Below are 20695 nucleotides of genomic sequence, written 5' to 3' on the forward strand. Positions count from 1 at the left end.
TCTATTTCAAATTAAAAGTTCAAATTTACGCCCACATTCATAAACCTAGGCAACGGATAAGAAGCCTTTGGGAAATCTGGATCAATCGCCTGCTTATTAGCACGCCAAAGAATGCCCACATTCCTGATACCGAGAAAGATTTTTAAATCTGCTTTAAGCATTTTAGCTTGCCCCCATTTTAAAGGAAGGAGATAACTCGCCTGAATATCCTGCATCCTTATTGATGCTCCATTGGTGATCAGTGCTTCAGAATCGCGATAGAGAGTCCATCCAGTACTCGAAGACGTAGTCTTAGACCATGCCGGCACATTTGTAAAATGCTCATCTCCAGATTGTGTCCACCGCTTAAAATAATCCATATGGTAATATGGTGTTGAGCCATACTCCTGCCCTGATCCTATGGAAGACCTTCTGAAAACAAACCCTGATTTAAAGGATAATAATGTACTCAGTTGCCATCCTTTCCAAGACCAGGTATTACGTAAGGAGCTAAAAAGCTTAGGAACTGTAGATCCTACCTCTATCAGGTCATCAAAAGCTAATTGATTTATATAAGCAATATAGTCTGTTGTCTCCTTGTCGTCGATGTAGACGATAGGATATCCGGTCATGCTATTTAGGCCATTCCAACGGTAAGCATAGATATTATCTAAAGACTTCCCGTTCATCGGCGGTGGGTTATTGATATATTCCGCAATATTAGTAATCGGGATATTCTTAAAATTGGTAATCTTATTGGTTGTATAGTTTAATAATAAATCAGTATCCCAGTTAAAAACACCCTTGATATTTTTGCTTGACAGTTGAATATCAAACCCCTGCGTCTCCATACCTGCATAGTTCAGCTTAAAGGCACTTGTCACACCTGTGGATGGATCCAGTACTCGATTCCCCAATAAATCCTTTGCTTTTTTACGGTACAGATCAAGCGCCAATGTAATCCTATTTCCCCATAGACCTACATCAATTCCAAAGTTGAGCGTATTCACCTGCTCCCACTTAAGTGCAGGGTTACCCGGATGATTTAAATTAGCTACAGGTAATCCCGTTATCTCATCAAGAGCATAAGCAATTGTCGGGTAATGACTTTGTGATTTATCTATGTTTCCCGCCGAACCATAAGTAATACGAAAACGAAGTTGCTCCATAACTTCATTCTTAAAAAAGAGTTCATTTCCAATATTCCAACTCACACCAGATGACCATAAAACAGTACCTCTCTGATTAGATTTTACTCCAAGCAAATTACTACCATCCCAGCGTATACTGCCACTCCACACATACCGATTGTCATAACTATAACTTCCATTTCCATAATATGACAGATTCCGTCCATTATTTTTAGTTGGTGACAATGTTTTGGAGGGAATACGGCTATTACCCGTTGGTCGGGTTGGATTTAAGGTTTTGTAGTCCACATTAAAATCGGCACTCCAAGTCTCCGGATTAAAGTTATAAAGAGTCATACCTGGAATTGTCTGAAAAACCGTCTGCCTAATTTCGGTACCCGCAAGAGCCGTCATCTCATGCATACTTGCTATGGTTCTTTTATAATTGATTTGTAATCTACCTGAATGCGTCTTATGCTCAGCAGGTTGCTCATATTCCATGATCCCGCCATAAGGTATCACTCTGTTCCCATTGCTTTGGGTAAACCTATTAACTAGATTTCGAACAAAGTAAGAGTCCTTATCATAATAAGTCTGCTCCTTTCCTGTCCCCTGGGTATATTGATAGAATGCCTGTATCTGAATATCCAATGGCAGTCTATAGTTGATTCCAGTATTGATCCGCCACTCCATTTTTCTGTTCTCGTTATCCGTTAATCTCACTTCTTCAATAGGCCTGTACAACCAATCCAGCAGTCCAATTGTCGGAGCATTCTTCTGATATCGCAAACGATAAGTTTTAGTTAGATAACTTGGATTGCCCAGTTCGTCTTGTAAGGGCATATAGATATCGGTATTTAACGCACTACTATAGCCAATACCGTTAGTTGCGGCATATTGCGAAGTATACCAGACACCACTGTTCAGTTCAAGATTGTTGCCAATTTTAAAAGCATTTTGAAAACTAAGGTTGATCCGGCTATCCTCATTACCGACTATGCTAGCGCAGTTTTTGTCATAACCTGTGTTAAACGAATAGCGATGTTTACTTGTACCTCCACTGATACCTAGACTGTACTGCCCAGTAAAGTTGGGTCTATAAAGATGTTTCGACCATTGCTCGCGCAAATCTGTCCTGGCCAACAAATCCTCTTGAATCGTAAACTCCTGTTGCGTTAATTTATCATCCCTTTTGGCTATTAATAATTCCACATAGGCAGGAATTCGGGTCTGATTCTGTTCCAAATAAGTGCCTCTTTCAAACAGTTCTTTTTGGATAGTCATCACCGTAGACGAAGGAAGGTATTTCTGATTATAAAACAGATTAGGCTTTTTTCCAAACGTATAATTTGTTATAAAACTGATCGCTGTAGGTTTATTATAAGTACCACGTTTAGTATTGATAACGATAACGCCATTCCCAGCTTTTGCGCCCCAGATAGATGCCGCCGCCGCATCCTTCAATACAGTGATACTTTCTACATCATTTGGATTAATGGTGCTGATATCTCCGTCATAAGGAAAATTATCAAGCACAATCAACGGCGAGCTATCTGAATCGATCGTATTCAATCCACGCACCCGTATTTCAGGACGACCATTAACATTTTCACCCTCGAGATTACGTCGATCAAATAACACACTATTGGTTATTCCTTCAAGCCTATCAAGTATGCTTGTACCATTGGTTCTATTGAGCAGTTCATTGTCAATATGAGAAAAAGCACCTGTCGCACGTTCCTTGGGAATTGTGTAATACCCTGTATTAATCAGTACCTCATCCATCACATTGTCTATCTGTCGCATACGTATGGTAGTACTTATTTTTGAAGCAACAGAGTTGACAGCCAACGTTACTTGTTTATATCCCACATGACTGAAGGATAATGAATCTGTTACTATAGCATTGACTTGAAAAAGACCATTTATTTCCGATGTACCTAGCGTCTTACGGTCAGACATGCGTGATACAATTACAGCAGGTAACGGCCGATCATGTTCGTCAAGTACCACTCCTTTGACTACAGTAACATTTTGTCCGAGCGCGCTACTTATAAGCTTCATAAGACTAAAAAAAATAAAAAAGAAACGTATCATGGTTGCAATCCCCTTTCTTTCAATCTTTCACTGTGCGTCAAAAATAGATTCATTTTTGGTGGTATATCAAGTAGCGCTTCTAGAATATCTTTTTTCTTTACCTCCCAGGAGACAGGTATTGCAAATAACTTTCCATCACGAAGCCAGACCTGTCCATAGCTCCGGTCATAATAGAACAACTGATTGATGGCAGTATCTACAGCATTACCATACACCATAGGTAGGCTCCAATTTCTCTTCTTTGCAAAAGGCAATGCTTTGGAACTAAAATCATAGAGATGTATAGGAATAACGACGACATCATCTTCAAATTCGGTCTGCCATTCATTCCACTTGTCCAGCGATTTGATGCAAGGGGTGCAGTAAGTAGCCCAAAAGTCGATAACGACCAGCTTATCCTTTAATGATGCTAACGTTACACGTTTACTTGAGCCATCGCTGTAATGAAAATCCAATTTCTGATTCCAAAATTCAACAGGTAAGTGATCTCCTATTATTAATTGAGGAAGCTTATTATTTTGCATTAGTTTAACAAGCCCATCAGCCCCGCTGTCCTTGCGGGGCGTCTGAGCTGATAAACTAAACATATGAAACATAAGGACGAGTAAAGAATAAGTCCTTATGTTCTTCAATACCGTTAAAGAAAAATTAAAATTTTGAAAAACTGTAAGTGTCAATAAAAGTATTGCCTTTGCAGTTTTCAATTCCTTATACATAGCACTCATATTAACAACATCCATAATGCCTCGCCGAGTTTGATTAAAGAAGCTTTTTAAGCGATTTATCGAACTACCGTAATGAAAATCCATCTTAGCCAAGCTTAAGATTTTAGACAGCTTAAATGCTCTCTTTTGAGATACGACCTTCTTCCTGTAGCAATTAAATTCCGAATCTTTACTATTTGCTGTTTGAATATCCGCTGTCAAACTACTGCTCTTAGTAGCTCTTTGGTAGCTCTCCAGTACATTCCCGGTACCTTTTTGGTACACTCTCGGTAGCTTAACAGTACCTCTTCGGTATATTAACAGTGTAGCAATAGTGAATAAATGAAACATCAAATTAATACCCTTTCCTAACCAACTTCTGCCTTTACTCGACTTTTCTTCGACCTGGCTTCGACTTTTCATGCATTGTGGTCGATGAAATCCCGAAGCCAGGTCGAAGCGGACTCGAAGAAAATTAGAAGTTGGTGTTAACTTGGTTAAGAAAAAACCAGAATTTATTCTTGATCTGTTTGCTATGGTCTTTGTCAGCCTATTGATTGCTGTTTCTCTGCTATCTCTTTGGTTATTTGTTACCGATTCGTTACTGTTTAATTGGTGTTTCATTACCGATTCATTGTCATTTCTAGGCCTTTTGGTTTGTATTCCTAGGCTTCTCCATAAGGTCTGCGTTGCACTTTGCTTGCTTATTCTCTGCTGTTTTATTGCTATCTCTTTGCTTATTATTTGGTTATTTAGCAATAAATAGCCAAGGAAATGGCAATCCAGTCCCGAGTCAGGTACAGTGCTTCCCCAAAGGATAACGGAACTTTCACCGTAGTACAATCGAAGCTTTAAATCAACATTAGTTGCTTGTGCAATATTGTTTTTTAAAGCATTTTTAGTAATAGAATATGTAGGTAATATACGCTGCTTATTGTACTTGTTTTTTATCGTATAAACGGATTGGAAAATACCCTTCAAATAGGCATGTACTCTCCCATCCCTAATAAAATTCATCATTTTATCGTTAGTTAATTTATACTTAATGGCACGAAAGAGATCGCTTCGTTAAGTATTTAAGGTTATAATTTTGGTGTTTTCTGAGGGCAATAGACGTCCATCTTAGCTTCAAAATGAAACTAATCAGCTATCCGTTAGCTCGCGCTCAGACTATAAAAAAAAGGGATCGAAAAGCGTTAAATGGTCATCATAAAAAGGTAATATATTAGTCTTCGTGACGCTTTCATCGATTAAGTCATCGGAATGACTTATAAACCTTAAGATTAAGGCGGTATTTTATTTGACGGTATAAATAGTTTGTTTAACTCCATATTTTAATTAATTCAAAAAGAAGTGAATAGCCCAGTAGTAGAAAATTATAATAATTCTCCAGGACCAAATACTTAAATTACACTGTTTATGTAAATTGAATAAAAGATTGAGGTTTAAAAAAGAAATTATTCTGGAGGGGATTTAAGAAGACAAAAAATGCCAACCCAATCTATAAAGGACTGGATTGACAAAAAGTCGCCCTTCAAATATAGGGCATCCTTTAACTCAATTCTGAGCACTGAAAAACCGACATCAGATTTGAAGTTAAAATTACAGGAGCTTATGTTATTTAGAAATATCTTTTTCATTGTTTCCTCTATTCGTTATGTTTTTCAGGCTTCAGAACGAGGAATGAGTATGTGTTTTATAATTGTATATTCAAATATAAGAAACTTTTACAATGTATACAAACAGTCCTACAAAAAATATTTAAATAACTTGTTTGTTTGATTTAATGGATAGTAATGAACAAAAAATTCGAGAGGAATTTGGAAAGCATCTTAAACTTATACGCGAAGGAAAAAAAATAAGGTTCGGAAAAAGTATAAGCTTAAGAAGATTAGAGCAACTTTCTGGAGTTGATTTCAGTCAAATTCATAGAATTGAAAAAGGTAGTACATCTCCTACATTAATTACAATGTATGCACTTGCAAAAGGACTAGACATTAGTCTTGGTGATCTTGCTGAATTTGAAGATTAATTTATTTGAGACTTTCTATTCGTGCAATAGAAATACGTTCGGTTACCTTAATCATCTTTTGTAATCTAATAGATATCTCCTTCAAATCATCAATTGTTACCTCAAAGTCAATTTTATATTTGCCGGCAATATAGGCACGATTCAACAATTCAAAAAGTCTTCTTTCATTACTATCCTTGACTTCAGGGAATATGACATTAAGTTCGTCAGAAATAGCATTGATTGATTTTCGATATTTATATAAATTATGAAGCTTGGGTTTAATACCCATAAATACCAAAAGCAACGTACTATAAATAGACTCAATTGTTTGGAATAAAAACCAAAGAGTTAATCCCGATCTAGTTTTTCCGTTAATCGTTTTTTCCAACTTATCTAGTGCAGTTTCATAAAATTCATAACTATTACTTATCCAAAATTCATAATGACTTTCAATATTGATTCTGATTTGTTCAATACTTAAGGGGGTTGGTTCGACTAATTTACTTTTCCCGTTATCATGTAGTAGAATTCCTTCATAATACACCGGTACAAAAAAGAAATTACCAGTTGATAATTCACGGTTGAAATAATCAATATCATACATAAAGAAATTAATATCAGGCCGTGATTTAATCCTCCGCTCCAACTCTTCTGCCAGTTGATATTCCTTTATATTGGTTTTATTGGTAACAACTATTAGATCATAATCGCTAATGTAAAAATAACGAATGCCATCCTTTACATAAACCTGATCTTTATAATTCCCTCTTGCATAACTACCGTACAGGATAATCATATCCGGCGACACAAAGTCACTTATCACTTGCTTAATGGCTTCAATCTCCTTAAGCTTATACTCGGGTAATGTTATGGGCAATTGAGTATTCATACTTTAAAGATACAAATAAGTAGGTCGAAAGACAATAAATTAAAGAAATTTTCCTCTATCAGTAAACTTGATAAATAGGTCTTCCCGAAAAGTTTTACTTACAAAAGTTTTATAGTTCCAAATATCAATTAATTAGTGTAAACTCAAATTATTTGAAGCATTAAACATAGTATATTAATTTAATTATCTTCCAGTTGGGTTCAATTTTAACACGAACAGATTTAACAATTTATTCAATAATCCTCTACGAAATTCAGATATTGTTTTATTCCTAGCGCTAAACTGTATAAATTATTTCATTCATGAAAATTTTAAGAGACAATACAGTAATCTATCCAATGATGAAATCATATCATTTGTCCTACTTATGGAAAGTCTCAAGATTGCAAAATAAGAACAAAAGCAGCAGTTATATAACGATAATTAAAACTATTGAATAAATATTTAAACTCAAAAAGAGGAAAAGAAAAATTTATTTTTTCTTCTCCTCTTTTACGTTAATAGAGGTCGGTTAAAACTTTTAATAAATTTTCACTTATAAACTTAAGTAAAAATTTATTAAAACAACCTCTATACGCATCCATAAGTACTATCGAAATTATCTTACCAGAAACAATAAGCTTCTAAAAGATTACTATAGCTATAAAACTAATAGTAGAAGTATTCTGTTTCATTTTGATTAAAAAATATTTGGAATAGGTGCATCTGGATATTCTTGTGGTTGAATAAAGCTATCCCAAAATTTAGGCACAAATAGGCCTGGATAAATTTCCCTTTCAGAAGTTGGCATTGGAATAGGAGGTGCTGGAGTACCAACTGGGGGTGGACTATCATCAAAAAAAACTAAAATAGAGTTTGTAATACCTGTTCCAACTGCGCCAGTCATTGATCCTATTAAAGCTCCTGGACCAGCACCAACGCCAGCAGCAAAACTGCCTCCAATTGCGCCTGCAACTGCCCCACCTATCCCACCAGCAACTGCACCTTTAGCGTCCGCACCGGCATATTTACCAACTGTTTTCTTTATATCGGACCAACTCCATGCTTTTTTTCCACTACTACTAATCCCTGAAGGCCCAATTGGAATCTGAGTTAAAAGTCGATTAGACCAATAATTATATGAATCTAAATATGTTTCTGCTCCAGCAACAATAATTGTTTGCTCTAATTCATTTAGATTATAAAATTTTTGAGATGATAGAATAATATTAATTAAACTTTCCGCTTGATTATTATTATCAGGGTCGATATTTGTTACAGAAATACAAACTTCGTAAAATTCTCTACTAAATTTATATCCATATTCCGAAGGTACTTTATAAACTAGATCAGGAGAATGTAACTCCGGAACGAGGCGAATTTCATTTGTATTTGGAATTCCTTGTTCAATCAGAAAGTCAGAAATAACTTTTGGAATTTCTCCAGGATCACCTCCACCAATTACTGGCGGTTCAGGTTGCCAAGGTTCAGTTGGAGAAGATGCTCGCTTAATAATATCGTGCTGCATACCTTTTTTATTAAAAAAATAATCCAGCCCCTTACTATGTAAGGCAATTTGAGCTCTAATCTCACTACGATCAACCTTAAGACTCTTATTATCAACCACTTCATCCTTCTGGCAAGAAATCAAAAATAAAAGACCTAAAATTAAAAATTTACATAATGTTCTTTTTTTCATAATTATATTTGATTAGTAAAATATTCACTCTATTAAGAGCCTGTTTAAACTTTGTTCAATAAATGCTTACAGTAAATAATTTAACCATTTCTTCTGAGTTTCCATGAGTAGTTCATAATTTCGACATAGTCTACAATCGTTATCAAACAAGGAAGTTTTTTTTATCAAAAATCAATATTTTATTAACCTATAAAAAAACAACTTTCAAGACTTATCAGACCTTAAGATAACTCGAATAGCAAGCATTCAATTACTAAAACTATTTTTAGTTAACACTGTTTTTAGTTTTCCAATATTCTGTATAGAAAAAGTGACTTTTTTTTTACTTTTAAAGTAAAAGGTAACAATATCATCTGAATTAAAAATATAAGACCAACCGTACTTCTTGTTATACCTTATTCCCCAGCCACCAAAATCTCCTAAACCCGATATGCTACTAAACTTGCAACTGTCAGTATTTTTTAAATCATACTTTCTGTTAAAAAAATAAAAAAATGAATTTGTTAAAATACCATCATCGTTCAAGATTAACTTGGACCTGCAACCAAATAATAAAAAACCTATGATTATCGCTGGAATATGATAGTACAGCGTCATAACATCAATTTTTAAATAATATATTGTCATTAAGACATATTGAATAATATATATAATCAGAATAAACTTAGGAAGTCTATGTTTTTCCTCAAAAATGATCATAATAAATAATTAAAGTAATAATGGAAGCTGAAAGTTGAAGTTAATTTCAATATAACATCCAATTTAAATTGTACATATTACTTAATCTATTCTTAGAATAGGTTAAGATTTTACAGTAAATTAGTAATCTTTTCTAAAAAGGTTTAAGTATCCCCGAATTAAAAATAAAACTGAGTTTCAATTTTAATAATTGTATTTATAGTTAGTAAAGACTTAATCACCTTTTGTTATTTAAAAGATTAGAATTCCCAATTTTTTATTACTAAGTTTTCAAATTTATACTATTATCTAAATCAATTTAAAAGGTAGTCCAAAAAGAACTACCTTTTAAAAAAACTAGTTTTACAACGGTTTAAAGCTAAGCCATTTTCTAGCATCACTGGCTGAGACTAAATCATATTGATTTATTCCAGTCTCAATTACATAAAGACCTTTAGGATCTGTAAAATCAAGTCCTGTTTGAAGAATAATATTGCGGTATGCAGGGGGTAAAGTTCCCAAAGCACCATAATATTCATATTTGATCAGCCCAGTTGTTTTATTAATATTAGAAGAAATGGCAACTCCAAATCTCAATTGAAAACTCGCGGCATAACCAATTAAATCGAAGCCATCACCATAACCGAACCATGCTACTCGTTGATTGAGTCCAGTTCCCGCTGTAATACTAGCATCATTGAGGTAATCGCTTATCCCATCTTTAACCCAAGGGGTAAAACTTAATTGTCTACCATCTCTCCAAAATCTCTCAACAGCAGATTTGTCATAACTCATAGGCTCTATTGCTTCTTTGATCTGAACAGGGTCATCGTTAATCACCGCATTTATTATACCGGTATTTGTTACAAAATTTATATCTTTCAATTCGGAAACAGTTGTACTACCAATAACTAATGGCTCATACAATGCTATATTTTTACCAGAAACATAATAGTTTGATTTCACAGTTTTCAATACCTCTCCCTCTAAATAAGAAAATGCTAAAATTTGAGCTAGACCATCCAACTTTATTTCACATTCAATACCTCCTATAGTAGATCTCTTAAAATAAGTTTTAAGCTTTGACAAAGTGTTGCTAACCTCTTGCAAGGAAGTAAATACAGAGTTACTTTCTTCAGCAGATTTTGATTTTATCAATATCAGTTTACTTTTATTGAAAGTACCTTCTAATTTTATGGTATCAGCATTCGCTGATAAAAAGGCAAATTCAAAATCAGAAAAATAACCATTTGCAGTCTCACCTCCAAAAACACTCGATGTTGGATCCGCAATTAAATGTAGTGTCGAATAGGAATCAAACATTAGCGTTGGTCTTTGCAAAGCTTTTAGACGATATGAACTTTCTACCTCAGCAGGTTTATAGTCCGCTGACATTACTGTTCTGTTTTTGTCATTAAATTTGAACAAAAAAGTTGCTGGAGTTTCATTGTCAGTTAACAAGTAGCCCTTCCATCCAAATTCAGAATCAATTAACTGATCTTGATACGAAGCTAAAACCTCTGATAACCTTTCATCGACATCTCCTATAATAGGTTCTGTACTTTCTTTTTTACATGAGCTTAATGCCATTGCAAAAAAGAAAAAATATAATAAATGTTTTTTCATCTTGTTATTTTTAAATTATTACAATGTTCCAAATAAATAAGAATTAGGATTAGTTGTTTTCACAAGACCTCCAAATATACTTTTAGATTGCGGAATAATATCTTCTATCCAACGTACATGAAAAGTTTGATTATTGAAATAGGCTAATAAAGAAGGAATTGACGCTTCAATTGCTCTTGCATTACCATTTGTTGGTTGTGGATTTGTATAAGTTAATGAAAGTACTCCATTATTATTTGTAGTGGTAAAAGTAAAATCAGCATTATAACCGGCACCTAATGCAATTGTAGGATCCATAAAGTTAACACGGAGTGTCATTCTGTTTGCCGTAGTAAAAAGCAATGAAATATTATCGATATATAATCCCATTCCATTTTGCAAACCAGTATTTGCATTATCATATGCAGTTAAGAAGCTGGATGATAATCCTGTTAATTTCTGAGGATTAATGTCAATTCTACTATACGTTTTTCCTGGACCTAATAAACTATTGAAGTCGGCAACAGGAGAACTTAAATCAATTGCTTCTTGGGTCTTTATCTGTAAATCTGTTAAATTAATGCCCCAGCTATCTTTCATATAGGCCACTACTATAGCTTTCTTCTTTAATAATTTAGATCTGGCATCACTATTTTGTTCATAAATACCTTTTCCGTTACGTTTGATATATAAGCCGTCATAGATAAAAAGATTATTGATAATATTATTAAAATTAGCTTCCCCACCTTCTAGAAGAGTTGCTAACATTTCTACAAAATCATCATCTTTATTAGATCTAGAATACGGTGTTATGTAACCTTTTCCCCAAAAATCTGCTTCGTATAAAATTTTATCTTCTACCGGATTTGCTGAATAAGCTCCTCTAAAAATATTGAACCAAGTAGCAGTATAATCAGCTGGAGTTATTCTCTGATAATCGGCCGTTACAGCAATATTTTGATTCAAAATATGACCAAACTCATGATGCATAGTATGTAAAATCTGCTTAACAGCGGCCTTATTTTTCGTATCAAATGTATTTAAATCTAACAAAACAATCTTACGCCCTGCTTCTGCGGTACCCAAAGTAATCGTACCATTGCTATTATAAGATGGGCTACCTGCTAGATAAAACTGTTTCTGACTATATGTTTTTATAAAATCTTCTCCTTTTATAGCAATATATGGATCTATCCAAGTTTTCTTTATAATATCCATTACGGGTATCACAAGTTCTTCTTTTACTGGCACAACGTTCTTATAGATTTCTCCTAATTCAGAACGATCCCATTTATATTTAACCTCGATATTATACGGATTTGTGTAATTGGTACTTATCCACTCATCAATAGGTCCTTTTTCCCATGTATCACCTCCAAGCCCAACGATATCAGATGTTAATTTTTCATCTTTACTGCATCCCGTTAGAAAAATAACAATGCAAGCAAATAATGATATTTTAAATAATGTCTTTTTCATAATTTTATTATTAGAATTAACGAGGATTTGCTTCTAGTCCTGCAGCAATTGCATCTTGAGGAATCTGGATTTGTCTACGCGGATCATCGGCTCCTAAAACAATCTTATCTTTTCCATTTATATTTACATGCTCAACAACGATTTTATTTCTAAGAATATCCAGCCATCTTAATCCTTCGTGCATATATTCCATACGTTTAAAATTTAAAACTGTACCAACTAAAGCTTCTTTAATAGATAATGTAGGAAAAAATGCCAGTGCTTTAGCTTCTGTAAATTTATCTACAGCCACAGAATAGCCTACAATTCTTTTCGACAAATACAAGTCTAGATCTGCTATTGACTGTGTGCTATTTCCTAGCAGTGCATTAGCCTCAGCTCTATTAAATAATACCTCTTCACTTGTTAATAAAGGGACCATATTATAACCATCACCTGAGGTAGCATTGATCGTTTGTTTTACAAAATGCTCTTTAAATTTCGGAATATTATAAACCGTTTCCGTACCTCCAAAAACTTTAGTACTCATGGCCAAAGCTTTGCGTGACGGATTATTCGAAGCATTAAACACAGTTGCCCTAACATCAGAACTTAACCCATAATTATAGCCAGCGAAGCTCCTGCCCCAATAAGATGCTGCTTCCTGCAATAATAAATTCGCTGGTTCAGTCGAATTCGTATATAATGCTTGTAACTCATAATACCCAAGTCCGGTATATGTTGTATTCCAATCTCTCAAATTATTAACAACAGTAGATCCCGGAAAAACCAAATTTGCATGATCGATTACTTTTTGATAATCTTGCTTGAATAAATAAAAACGTGTAGCAAAAGCATGAGCCGCTTGTGTAGTAAAATGATATTTCGGAATTCGATATTTGTTATTTTGAATCAATGGTATTCCCTCAACTAAATCCTTCTCAATCTGCTCATAAACAGAAGCCACAGTACCTCTATTATAGTTACCTTCTACGGTTCTTTGCGGTAATATTACATAAGGAATTCCTGGAGATGATGAAGCTGTCGCCGGATCATAGGGTTTCGCAAAGAAGGTAACCAACATAAAGTGTGCATACGCACGCGCAACTAAAGCCTCGCCTTTGCTCGAAGAATATTCCGCAGTATTACCAGCTTTTTCTATAGCTTCCAAAGCATAATTTGCAGCAGCTATAGCTTTATAACAGGCATTCCAATAAAATGAAGGAGTGTCTTCAGATTCCGCATCGATCTGATCAATATAATTCCATGGTGATGAATTCGGCAAAAGACGCTCTTTTATTCCCTTATCTCCTGCATTATCACTCATAGCTTCTGCAAAAGCAATATAATTTCCATGAGGATACGCATTTGCTAACAGCTCCGCTACTTTGACTGGGCTTGTTAGCTCTGTCCGATCATCTGGTTGGTGTTCTAAAAATTTATTACAACCTACAGACAGAAATAAACTTGGCGCTATTATATATATAAATATTTTATATTTTTTCATTTTCTTTCAATTTAAACTAGAATCCAACTTTTAAAGAAACCGTATATTGTTTAGGAATAGGTAAAGCCACCCCTCCCGAAGCAAAAAATTCTGGATCTTGGCCTTTTAATTTCTTATCGGAATAGATCAACCAAAAATTATTCGCAACTAAACTTAAAGAAACATTATTCGCTCCAAAAGATTTCAATGTTGAAGCCGGCAATGCGTAAGAAAGTGCTAACTGCTTCAATCTGATAAAACCACCATCGGCAACACGAACATTTGAATAATTGTAGGTATTGTAAGGGTATGTTCCTGCAATGTTGTTTGCTGCTTCGACATCCAAAATTGATGGAACATTGGTGATAAGCTCATCACCCGGTAAAGTCCATCGATCTTTAAATTCATTTGGCATAGCATCCAAATCTGAATATTGAGTTGCGAAAGCAGGATTTAATCGAATTTTATTACCCGCAGAGAATGTCAACAGAGCATTAAAAGTAAAACCTTTATAACTAAACGTATTATAAAAACCACCTGTCAATTTTGGATCTGTCGGACCTTCATACTTCAAATAACTTGCATTCAAACTTTGCATATAAACATCCATACTCTTCTCTCCCTTTTCATTTATAAATTCAGGTATTCCTGTCGTCGGGTTTAAACCGGTAAAGTCCACTGAGTATAATCCTCGGTATGGAAAACCTTCTTGAGGTCCACCATCAGCTGTTACTAAATTGAAGATAGTTTGTGGACTGGAAAGCTTTGTTACTTTATTTTTATTATATCCAAAGTTGAAATTACTTCTCCAACTGAATTCATCATTTCTAATTATTGGACCACTCAAAGTAACCTCAATACCTTTAGAGTTCATGTCCGCATAATTGGCGGTGGTCAAAAATTGTCCACCGATACCTGAAGTTCTTAAAGGACTTATTAAATCAAAACCATTTCGATTATATAAATCAACCGTCAAATTTAACTTACTTTTAAAGAAACTAAGATCGAAGCCAATATTCGTTTCATACTGTTTTTCCCATGTTAGGTCTTTATTTTCAATATACTCGATATTCATTACAGATTCTGTCTCGTATATGTAAGGGCGTAAGGCACTTCCGTTTCTTAGCACTAACGCAGAATTTGTTGCATTACCCAAACTTGCAGTCAAACCATATGTCGCCCGGACAGTTAATCTGTTCACGACATCTTGATGTTTCATAAAATCTTCTTCATCCACATTCCAAGCTCCTGATATATTCCAAGTTGGTAACCATCTGGCTGTTGCCGAACTGCCCAATTGATTGGAACCATCATAACGACCTGTGGCATTGAAAGAATATTTACCATCGAATGAATATGCAACTCTGGTCATAAAGGCAGAAAACCGGTCATACTTATTATTCATTGAAAAATAAGGAAGGTTGCTTAATACAGATTGCTTAACAATATTCGGATCTATAAAAGGAACACCACCCTTGTCAAATTGGTAGCCATATCCGATCATACTTCGTGCCTGCCGATTTGCTATTCTTGTCTCCTGAAATGCATAAACATTAAATAAATGCTTTTCATTGAAAGTATTATCATATTCAACTGAATTTCGAACCATATAAGATTTTAAGAAATCATCTGTTGTATTGTAGAATCCTCCATATGGAAGTACAACTACAGGCTGTAATTCTGGATGTTCTGGGTCACGGAATAAGAAACGATTATTATCTTGAATATATGAATCACCATTTGCTCTATAAGCATTGGCCATATTCGAATTTTCTCTTACTTTATGTTCATTACCACTTTTAACATATCGCATCGAAGCCAATAAATCATATTTAAAGTGCTTAGAGAATTTATAACCTCCTCCTCCTTGCAATTTAAAATCCAACATGCTAAGATCGAGTGTATTATTATCTAACTCATTAAGAATATTAAAGTCAGCAAAATTTCTTGTAAAATTTTCTCGATTACCATTTTCGTCAAAGGCGGTTAAAGTACGGCTTGTATTAAGCGCATAACTAAACGGATTAATATCGAAATCTCTAGAATAAGTTCCTTCTACAGGATTACTAACACGTCCAATTGTGCCCGGAGTTTGTTGATTACGAATAGATCCCGTGGTAATAAAGTTCAGAGAAAGCTTATCTGTCAAATTAAATATAGCATTGACATTAGATGTATAACGTTCTACTTTATTTCCCTTTGCCCATCCGTTATCGTTTAAATAACTTGTTGAAAAATACAATTGTGATTTTTCTGATCCTGAAGACACACTAATACCATGTTCTTGAATAAGTGAATTTTTAAAAAGAACATCAAACCAATCTGTATTTGTTGTAGCGTAACGCGATAAAAACTTATTTCGAGCTTCAGGAGTGTTAGCTAGTCCAAATTGTCCACTGCTTGCATCATAGGTATTAATAAGTTGATACATTTTAGTAAAAACCCCGCCGTCTGTGGCTCTAGATGCACTAGAATGATTCAGCCATCCTTTACGCGCCAACTCTGAATACACCGACATTTGATCCGAGGAATTCATAATATTGAAATTGTCGTAGCTCGGCTTTAAATAAGTTGAAAAATTTCCTGTATATGAAACTAACGGTTTACCGATCCTTCCTTTTTTTGTCGTAATTACAACTACACCATTCATGGCACGTGCTCCATACTGAGCAGTTGCTGCGGCATCTTTTAGAATATTAAAACTCTCAATATCATCGGCATTAATTCCAGCAACAGATGATCCAATTAAAGTACTTACATCACCAGATGATAATTGCTCATTAGATATGTTAACAACATCCTCCAAGATTACACCGTCAACAACCCATAAAGGTTTATTATCTCCAGTTATAGAGGTCGCCCCCCTCACGCGTATCTTTGGTGCTGCTCCAAACGTTCCTGAAACATTTTGCACTGAAACACCTGCAACTCGCCCCTCAAGCATACGACTTACATCTGTTATACCATCTTGCTTAACATCTGCTCCTTTTAATGCTGTAGCTGCACCAGTGAAGAGCTTACGATTAATATTTTGATAACCTGTGGATACAACATCGACAATATCCAATTGATTATCTAAGGATTCTAAAGTAATACTGATCGTAGATCTTGATGATATAGATACTTCCTCAACTTTATATCCTACATAGCGAATAATTAAAACAGCATTTTCTGGAGCATTAATTCTAAAATTACCTCGTTCATCTGTTTGAGTGGCGACAGAAGTTCCCTTCACAGTTATACTAGCTCCACTTAATAATTTACCATCTTTATCTCTTACTGTACCTGTAACAGCATTCTGAGATAATACTTCAGTTGATTTATCACTATTTTTGACAATATTATTGATCGTAATCGTATTAGCAATTACTTTATAAGAGTAGTTATTTTCATTTAAAACTTGCTCAAGTGCATCTTCTAGACTCACATTTTTCAAGTTCAAATTAATAAGTTTTGCCCCTTTTGTGACATCATTGCTGTAAAGGAAGCGATGCTTTGTTTGTTTGCCAATAGCAGACAAAGCATCCTCAATCTTAACATTTTTAAGGTTAAGATTGACCTTTTGTGCGATACCATTAGCCTGAACACCGGTAACAAAAGCAAACATTAAAAAGGTACTAATTTTCATAATACGTATAGGTTTGCAAAATAACGAGTCTTGAGAATCCCAAGGTCGTTTTTTGCCAAATGGTAAGTTATTCATACATTTACATTTGGTTAAAGAGTTAATTTTATCTGGTTAGCTTCTTAATTAAGAATAGGTACAGGGATGCTGCAACATCTCTGTACTCTTTTATTGACTTTTTGATTCTAGTATCAATTCTCCATATTCATTATTTATTGTTTACGATTAATTTATTCCCGTCTATTTTAAACTTAATATCACTTACATATTCTATCATCTCCAATACCTGAGAGAGTTTTACATCACGGCTTATAGAGCCTGTGATCATTTTATTCTTGTTAACGGCCTTATTAAATTGTACTTCTACATTATACCAATTGGATAATTGGTTGAGGATAGACTGAAGATTATCCTTCTTGAAATAAAATTCGTTATTATACCAGGCTAAGTCCCGATCGAGATCAGCAAGACCTTTTTTCAGATACCCTTCAGAGGACTCACAAAATTCACCAGGCTTTAATATCATCGTTCTATTTGCACTTGCAACCTCTACTTTTCCTTCTTTCAAAGTTGTTCTCACGACACTTCCATATGCATCGACATTAAAATGAGTTCCTAAAACTTTCACATCAGTTCCTTCAGTATGCACTATAAAAGGACGATTGGCATCTTTTGAAATTTCAAAATAAGCTTCTCCTTCTAAGTCAACACGTCGTTCTCCACTCGAAAACAACTCTGGAAATTTCAATTTTGACATTGCATTCAGCCAAACTTTACTACCATCTGAAAGCTCAATCTTATAAAACCCGCCCTTTGGTACAATGAGGGTATTATACTTCAAGGCTACTTCCGAAGTCATTCCTTTTACATACTCCAATTGATCATTTTTAAGTTTGATATTCGTTCCAATCGAATCACTGTGAACAGTTGTTAAATCTAGCGTATTTCCATCGTTTAGAATTAGAACAGCTTCATTGGATGCCGGATTTACATCATTCTTATGAATGTTTGATTGAATCGCTATAATCTTGGTATCAGGCTGTATTGGACTCTCTTTAAAATAAAAAATATAAAAACATAAAATAAAACATGAGGCAATAAGTGGAATCCAAATTTTAAGATTAAAATTATTTTTCACTTTTCCGTCGCTCTCCCGTCTCTTTTCTAAATTATTCCAAGCTTGCTCAACATCTATTGATCTTAAAAAATTTAAATTTTCTTCAATTTTATGGGATTGTTTAAAACTAGCGTATAATTTTTTGTTTTCATCCGTTAAGTTTATCCAATTTTCAAGCACAGTTTTTTCTTCATTAGACAGTTCCCCGACTAAAGACTTTTTGATGATTTCAGCAATGATAAAAGGTTTACTCTTCATAATATATAATAAAGAAACTTTGCCCGCCCTAATGGGTGACAACAATTTGAAAAAAAAATAAATTTCTTGAAATAATAAAATGAAACAGATTTATAGAGATTGTAAAACCTGTTATGCATTATGATTTACGGATAAAAAAGAAGAAATAATTTAATTATCACTTTGATAATCAAAAAAAAATTGACTCAACAACAAAACGATCTCTAATGAACAGCTTAAGAGAATATTACGAAAGAATATTGGAAGTTTTAAGAAAAAATCGATAAATAAGCTATTGCCAATGCAAGGTAGATGGATAGAGTGCCTTTGGAAGGCTATAAATTACGACTTACTTGTATATTTTGACTCACATTTAATTAATTGGGAGTAGACAAAGATTTTATTCAATTTGAAAAGAACAAATTTTGCACCTGTTACGCCTCTAAGGTTTGCTCTAAATAATTTTACTATGAAGTTGAATAATTCTGAATAAGAATTTCTGATGTTAATGTCAATTAAAGATGCTGTTCAATTTATTTTTCACCTTATTTGCTAGCTTATAAAATTATTTTAATCAAATTGTTTGTCCCTCTTTTATAACATTCGAAACTGGAAATAAACCTAGAGCGATATGGTATTGAAATAAGCGGTTGCAGGACTGATGTTTTAAGAAATAAATTATAAACATTTAAAGAGTCAATACCGGGTCTCCTTTTTAATATCAAATAGCTACCAGAAAGATATACGAAGTTTGATAAATTTACAATAGAATTTAAAATTAAGAAATAGCTATTTGAATTTTAAGAATATTTTTTTTTAGTAATGAGATCTGTTTTTTAACAAAAAAAAACATCCCTATTGAAGCTATCAAGATATATTCGATAAGGATGTTTTTTTTTAGTATCTAAGATGTAACAAAGTCTTGGATACTAATATTTAAATTAGTCTTTTTGTTATATGATTGGAGTTAAAGAGTGAATGGAGGAAGAACGTCACCAGTCAATTTTTCAATGAATTCACCTTCCGTTAAAGTTCTAATATCTCTATCCAACTGAATAACAGCTTCATGTTTAGCACAAGCTTGTAACGAAACAACACTCAGAATATGCCCGATTCCCCATATAGCAGCTGCGGCAACTGTCGCTGGCCCTCCAATGATACCACCAGCTATTGATAAACCTGCTCCAGCAATTGCCCCAATACATCCCCAGCTAATTCCTCTTGCTGACAACATTAAAACCATATTATCATATATCGCAATAGCTCTATCATCTGACAATATTGGATCATGTGGATTAGTTATTGATTTAGATTTAAGAGAAATATTGATCTCATTGTTTTTATCTAAGCTATTTCTATTATTTATTCTTTCGATTGCTTCTTTTTTAAATTCTTCTTCTGAGCTGTTAATATTTTTAAGTATTTGAGATTTTGCATTATTGGATATTATTTTATTATCGACAAGATCGTTTAAGATAAAATCGACAGATTTCCCTGGATAAACATTTGCTCTTTCTTGTAAAAACACATGCTCATTTGTTAATAAGTCTCTATTTTCAATTTCTGAAATTGAGTCTTTATTACTACAGCTTGAGAAAGTGAAAATTAAAAAGATAGCTGACAATAGACAAGTTTTAATTTTAAACATAATTTTTGTTTTTTTTTAAAGATTATAAATTTATATGAAAATAATGTATTTAAATGCAGTTGATTTGTTTCTAATTTGACTATTAATACTACTTTACAATCCATGAAAGCTATTTTTTATCAATAACAAAAGATTTACACCTCATAATATATAATAAAGAAACTTTGCCCGCCCAAATGGGTGACAACAATTTGAAAAAAAATAAATTTCTTGAAATAATAAAATAAAATAGGATTATAGCACCATTAATATAAATGTATATTGGTGATTCATAAAAGATATGATATCAGCAAAATAACTTGCTTTTTACTAATAAAATACTGGGATGAAAAAATCAACTTGAGGAGGAT

At 33.7% G+C, this 20695-nt stretch carries 11 protein-coding genes; 1 reads left to right on the plus strand and 10 read right to left on the minus strand.

Annotation, left to right across the window (positions count from 1 at the left end; translation table 11 throughout):
* Nucleotides 1–11 precede the first annotated feature (11 nt).
* Both FHR29_RS22330 and FHR29_RS22335 read right to left on the minus strand, forming a co-directional pair.
* Nucleotides 12–3173 (minus strand): SusC/RagA family TonB-linked outer membrane protein, encoded by a 3162-nt coding sequence (locus FHR29_RS22330; RefSeq protein ID WP_183917292.1) that lies wholly within the window; start codon nucleotides 3171–3173, stop codon nucleotides 12–14.
* Between the two features lie 29 nt (nucleotides 3174–3202).
* Nucleotides 3203–4930, minus strand: coding sequence for a TlpA disulfide reductase family protein (locus FHR29_RS22335; RefSeq protein WP_183917294.1), 1728 nt, complete (start codon nucleotides 4928–4930; stop codon nucleotides 3203–3205).
* Between the two features lie 754 nt (nucleotides 4931–5684).
* Here FHR29_RS22335 and FHR29_RS22340 point away from each other — a divergent pair.
* Complete coding sequence (locus tag FHR29_RS22340; protein WP_221197913.1) at nucleotides 5685–5942, plus strand: helix-turn-helix domain-containing protein; 258 nt, start codon at nucleotides 5685–5687, stop codon at nucleotides 5940–5942.
* Nucleotide 5943: 1 nt separating this feature from the next.
* On the opposite strand, the gene FHR29_RS22345 is transcribed toward FHR29_RS22340, so the two are convergent.
* The 8 genes from FHR29_RS22345 to FHR29_RS22380 all read right to left on the minus strand — a co-directional run bounded on the left by FHR29_RS22345 (nucleotide 5944) and on the right by FHR29_RS22380 (nucleotide 20345).
* The gene (locus FHR29_RS22345; RefSeq protein ID WP_183917297.1) at nucleotides 5944–6813 is read right to left on the minus strand and encodes a nucleotidyltransferase domain-containing protein; all 870 of its coding nucleotides are present in this window, start codon (nucleotides 6811–6813) and stop codon (nucleotides 5944–5946) included.
* 679 nt (nucleotides 6814–7492) lie between these two features.
* Nucleotides 7493–8491, minus strand: a complete 999-nt coding sequence (locus FHR29_RS22350; protein ID WP_183917299.1) for a hypothetical protein — start codon at nucleotides 8489–8491, stop codon at nucleotides 7493–7495.
* 1041 nt (nucleotides 8492–9532) lie between these two features.
* Nucleotides 9533–10795, minus strand: coding sequence for a DUF4302 domain-containing protein (locus tag FHR29_RS22355; protein ID WP_183917301.1), 1263 nt, complete (start codon nucleotides 10793–10795; stop codon nucleotides 9533–9535).
* Nucleotides 10796–10813: 18 nt separating this feature from the next.
* Nucleotides 10814–12253, minus strand: coding sequence for a substrate import-associated zinc metallohydrolase lipoprotein (locus tag FHR29_RS22360; RefSeq protein ID WP_183917303.1), 1440 nt, complete (start codon nucleotides 12251–12253; stop codon nucleotides 10814–10816).
* A 16-nt stretch (nucleotides 12254–12269) separates the two neighbouring features.
* Complete coding sequence (locus FHR29_RS22365; protein WP_183917305.1) at nucleotides 12270–13739, minus strand: RagB/SusD family nutrient uptake outer membrane protein; 1470 nt, start codon at nucleotides 13737–13739, stop codon at nucleotides 12270–12272.
* A gap of 16 nt (nucleotides 13740–13755) precedes the next feature.
* A complete protein-coding gene (locus tag FHR29_RS22370) occupies nucleotides 13756–17346 on the minus strand; it encodes a SusC/RagA family TonB-linked outer membrane protein (RefSeq protein ID WP_183917307.1) in 3591 nt (1196 codons plus the stop codon).
* A gap of 205 nt (nucleotides 17347–17551) precedes the next feature.
* Entirely contained in the window at nucleotides 17552–18718 is a 1167-nt protein-coding gene (locus tag FHR29_RS22375) for a FecR family protein (protein WP_183917309.1), read from the minus strand.
* 946 nt (nucleotides 18719–19664) lie between these two features.
* A complete protein-coding gene (locus FHR29_RS22380; RefSeq protein WP_183917310.1) occupies nucleotides 19665–20345 on the minus strand; it encodes a hypothetical protein in 681 nt (226 codons plus the stop codon).
* Between the last annotated feature and the right edge of the window lie 350 nt (nucleotides 20346–20695).

The organism is Sphingobacterium sp. JUb56 (genome assembly GCF_014191365.1).
GTDB classification, from domain to species: Bacteria; Bacteroidota; Bacteroidia; order Sphingobacteriales; family Sphingobacteriaceae; genus Sphingobacterium; species Sphingobacterium anhuiense.

What these genes read in the sequence shown, in the direction of transcription:
- FHR29_RS22330 (WP_183917292.1), bottom strand. Translation starts at nt 3,173, where the DNA reads ATGAAGCTTATAAGTAGCGCGCTCGGACAAAATGTTACTGTAGTCAAA.
- FHR29_RS22335 (WP_183917294.1), bottom strand. Translation starts at nt 4,930, where the DNA reads ATGATGAATTTTATTAGGGATGGGAGAGTACATGCCTATTTGAAGGGT.
- FHR29_RS22345 (WP_183917297.1), bottom strand. Translation starts at nt 6,813, where the DNA reads ATGAATACTCAATTGCCCATAACATTACCCGAGTATAAGCTTAAGGAG.
- FHR29_RS22350 (WP_183917299.1), bottom strand. Translation starts at nt 8,491, where the DNA reads ATGAAAAAAAGAACATTATGTAAATTTTTAATTTTAGGTCTTTTATTT.
- FHR29_RS22355 (WP_183917301.1), bottom strand. Translation starts at nt 10,795, where the DNA reads ATGAAAAAACATTTATTATATTTTTTCTTTTTTGCAATGGCATTAAGC.
- FHR29_RS22360 (WP_183917303.1), bottom strand. Translation starts at nt 12,253, where the DNA reads ATGAAAAAGACATTATTTAAAATATCATTATTTGCTTGCATTGTTATT.
- FHR29_RS22365 (WP_183917305.1), bottom strand. Translation starts at nt 13,739, where the DNA reads ATGAAAAAATATAAAATATTTATATATATAATAGCGCCAAGTTTATTT.
- FHR29_RS22370 (WP_183917307.1), bottom strand. Translation starts at nt 17,346, where the DNA reads ATGAAAATTAGTACCTTTTTAATGTTTGCTTTTGTTACCGGTGTTCAG.
- FHR29_RS22375 (WP_183917309.1), bottom strand. Translation starts at nt 18,718, where the DNA reads ATGAAGAGTAAACCTTTTATCATTGCTGAAATCATCAAAAAGTCTTTA.
- FHR29_RS22380 (WP_183917310.1), bottom strand. Translation starts at nt 20,345, where the DNA reads ATGTTTAAAATTAAAACTTGTCTATTGTCAGCTATCTTTTTAATTTTC.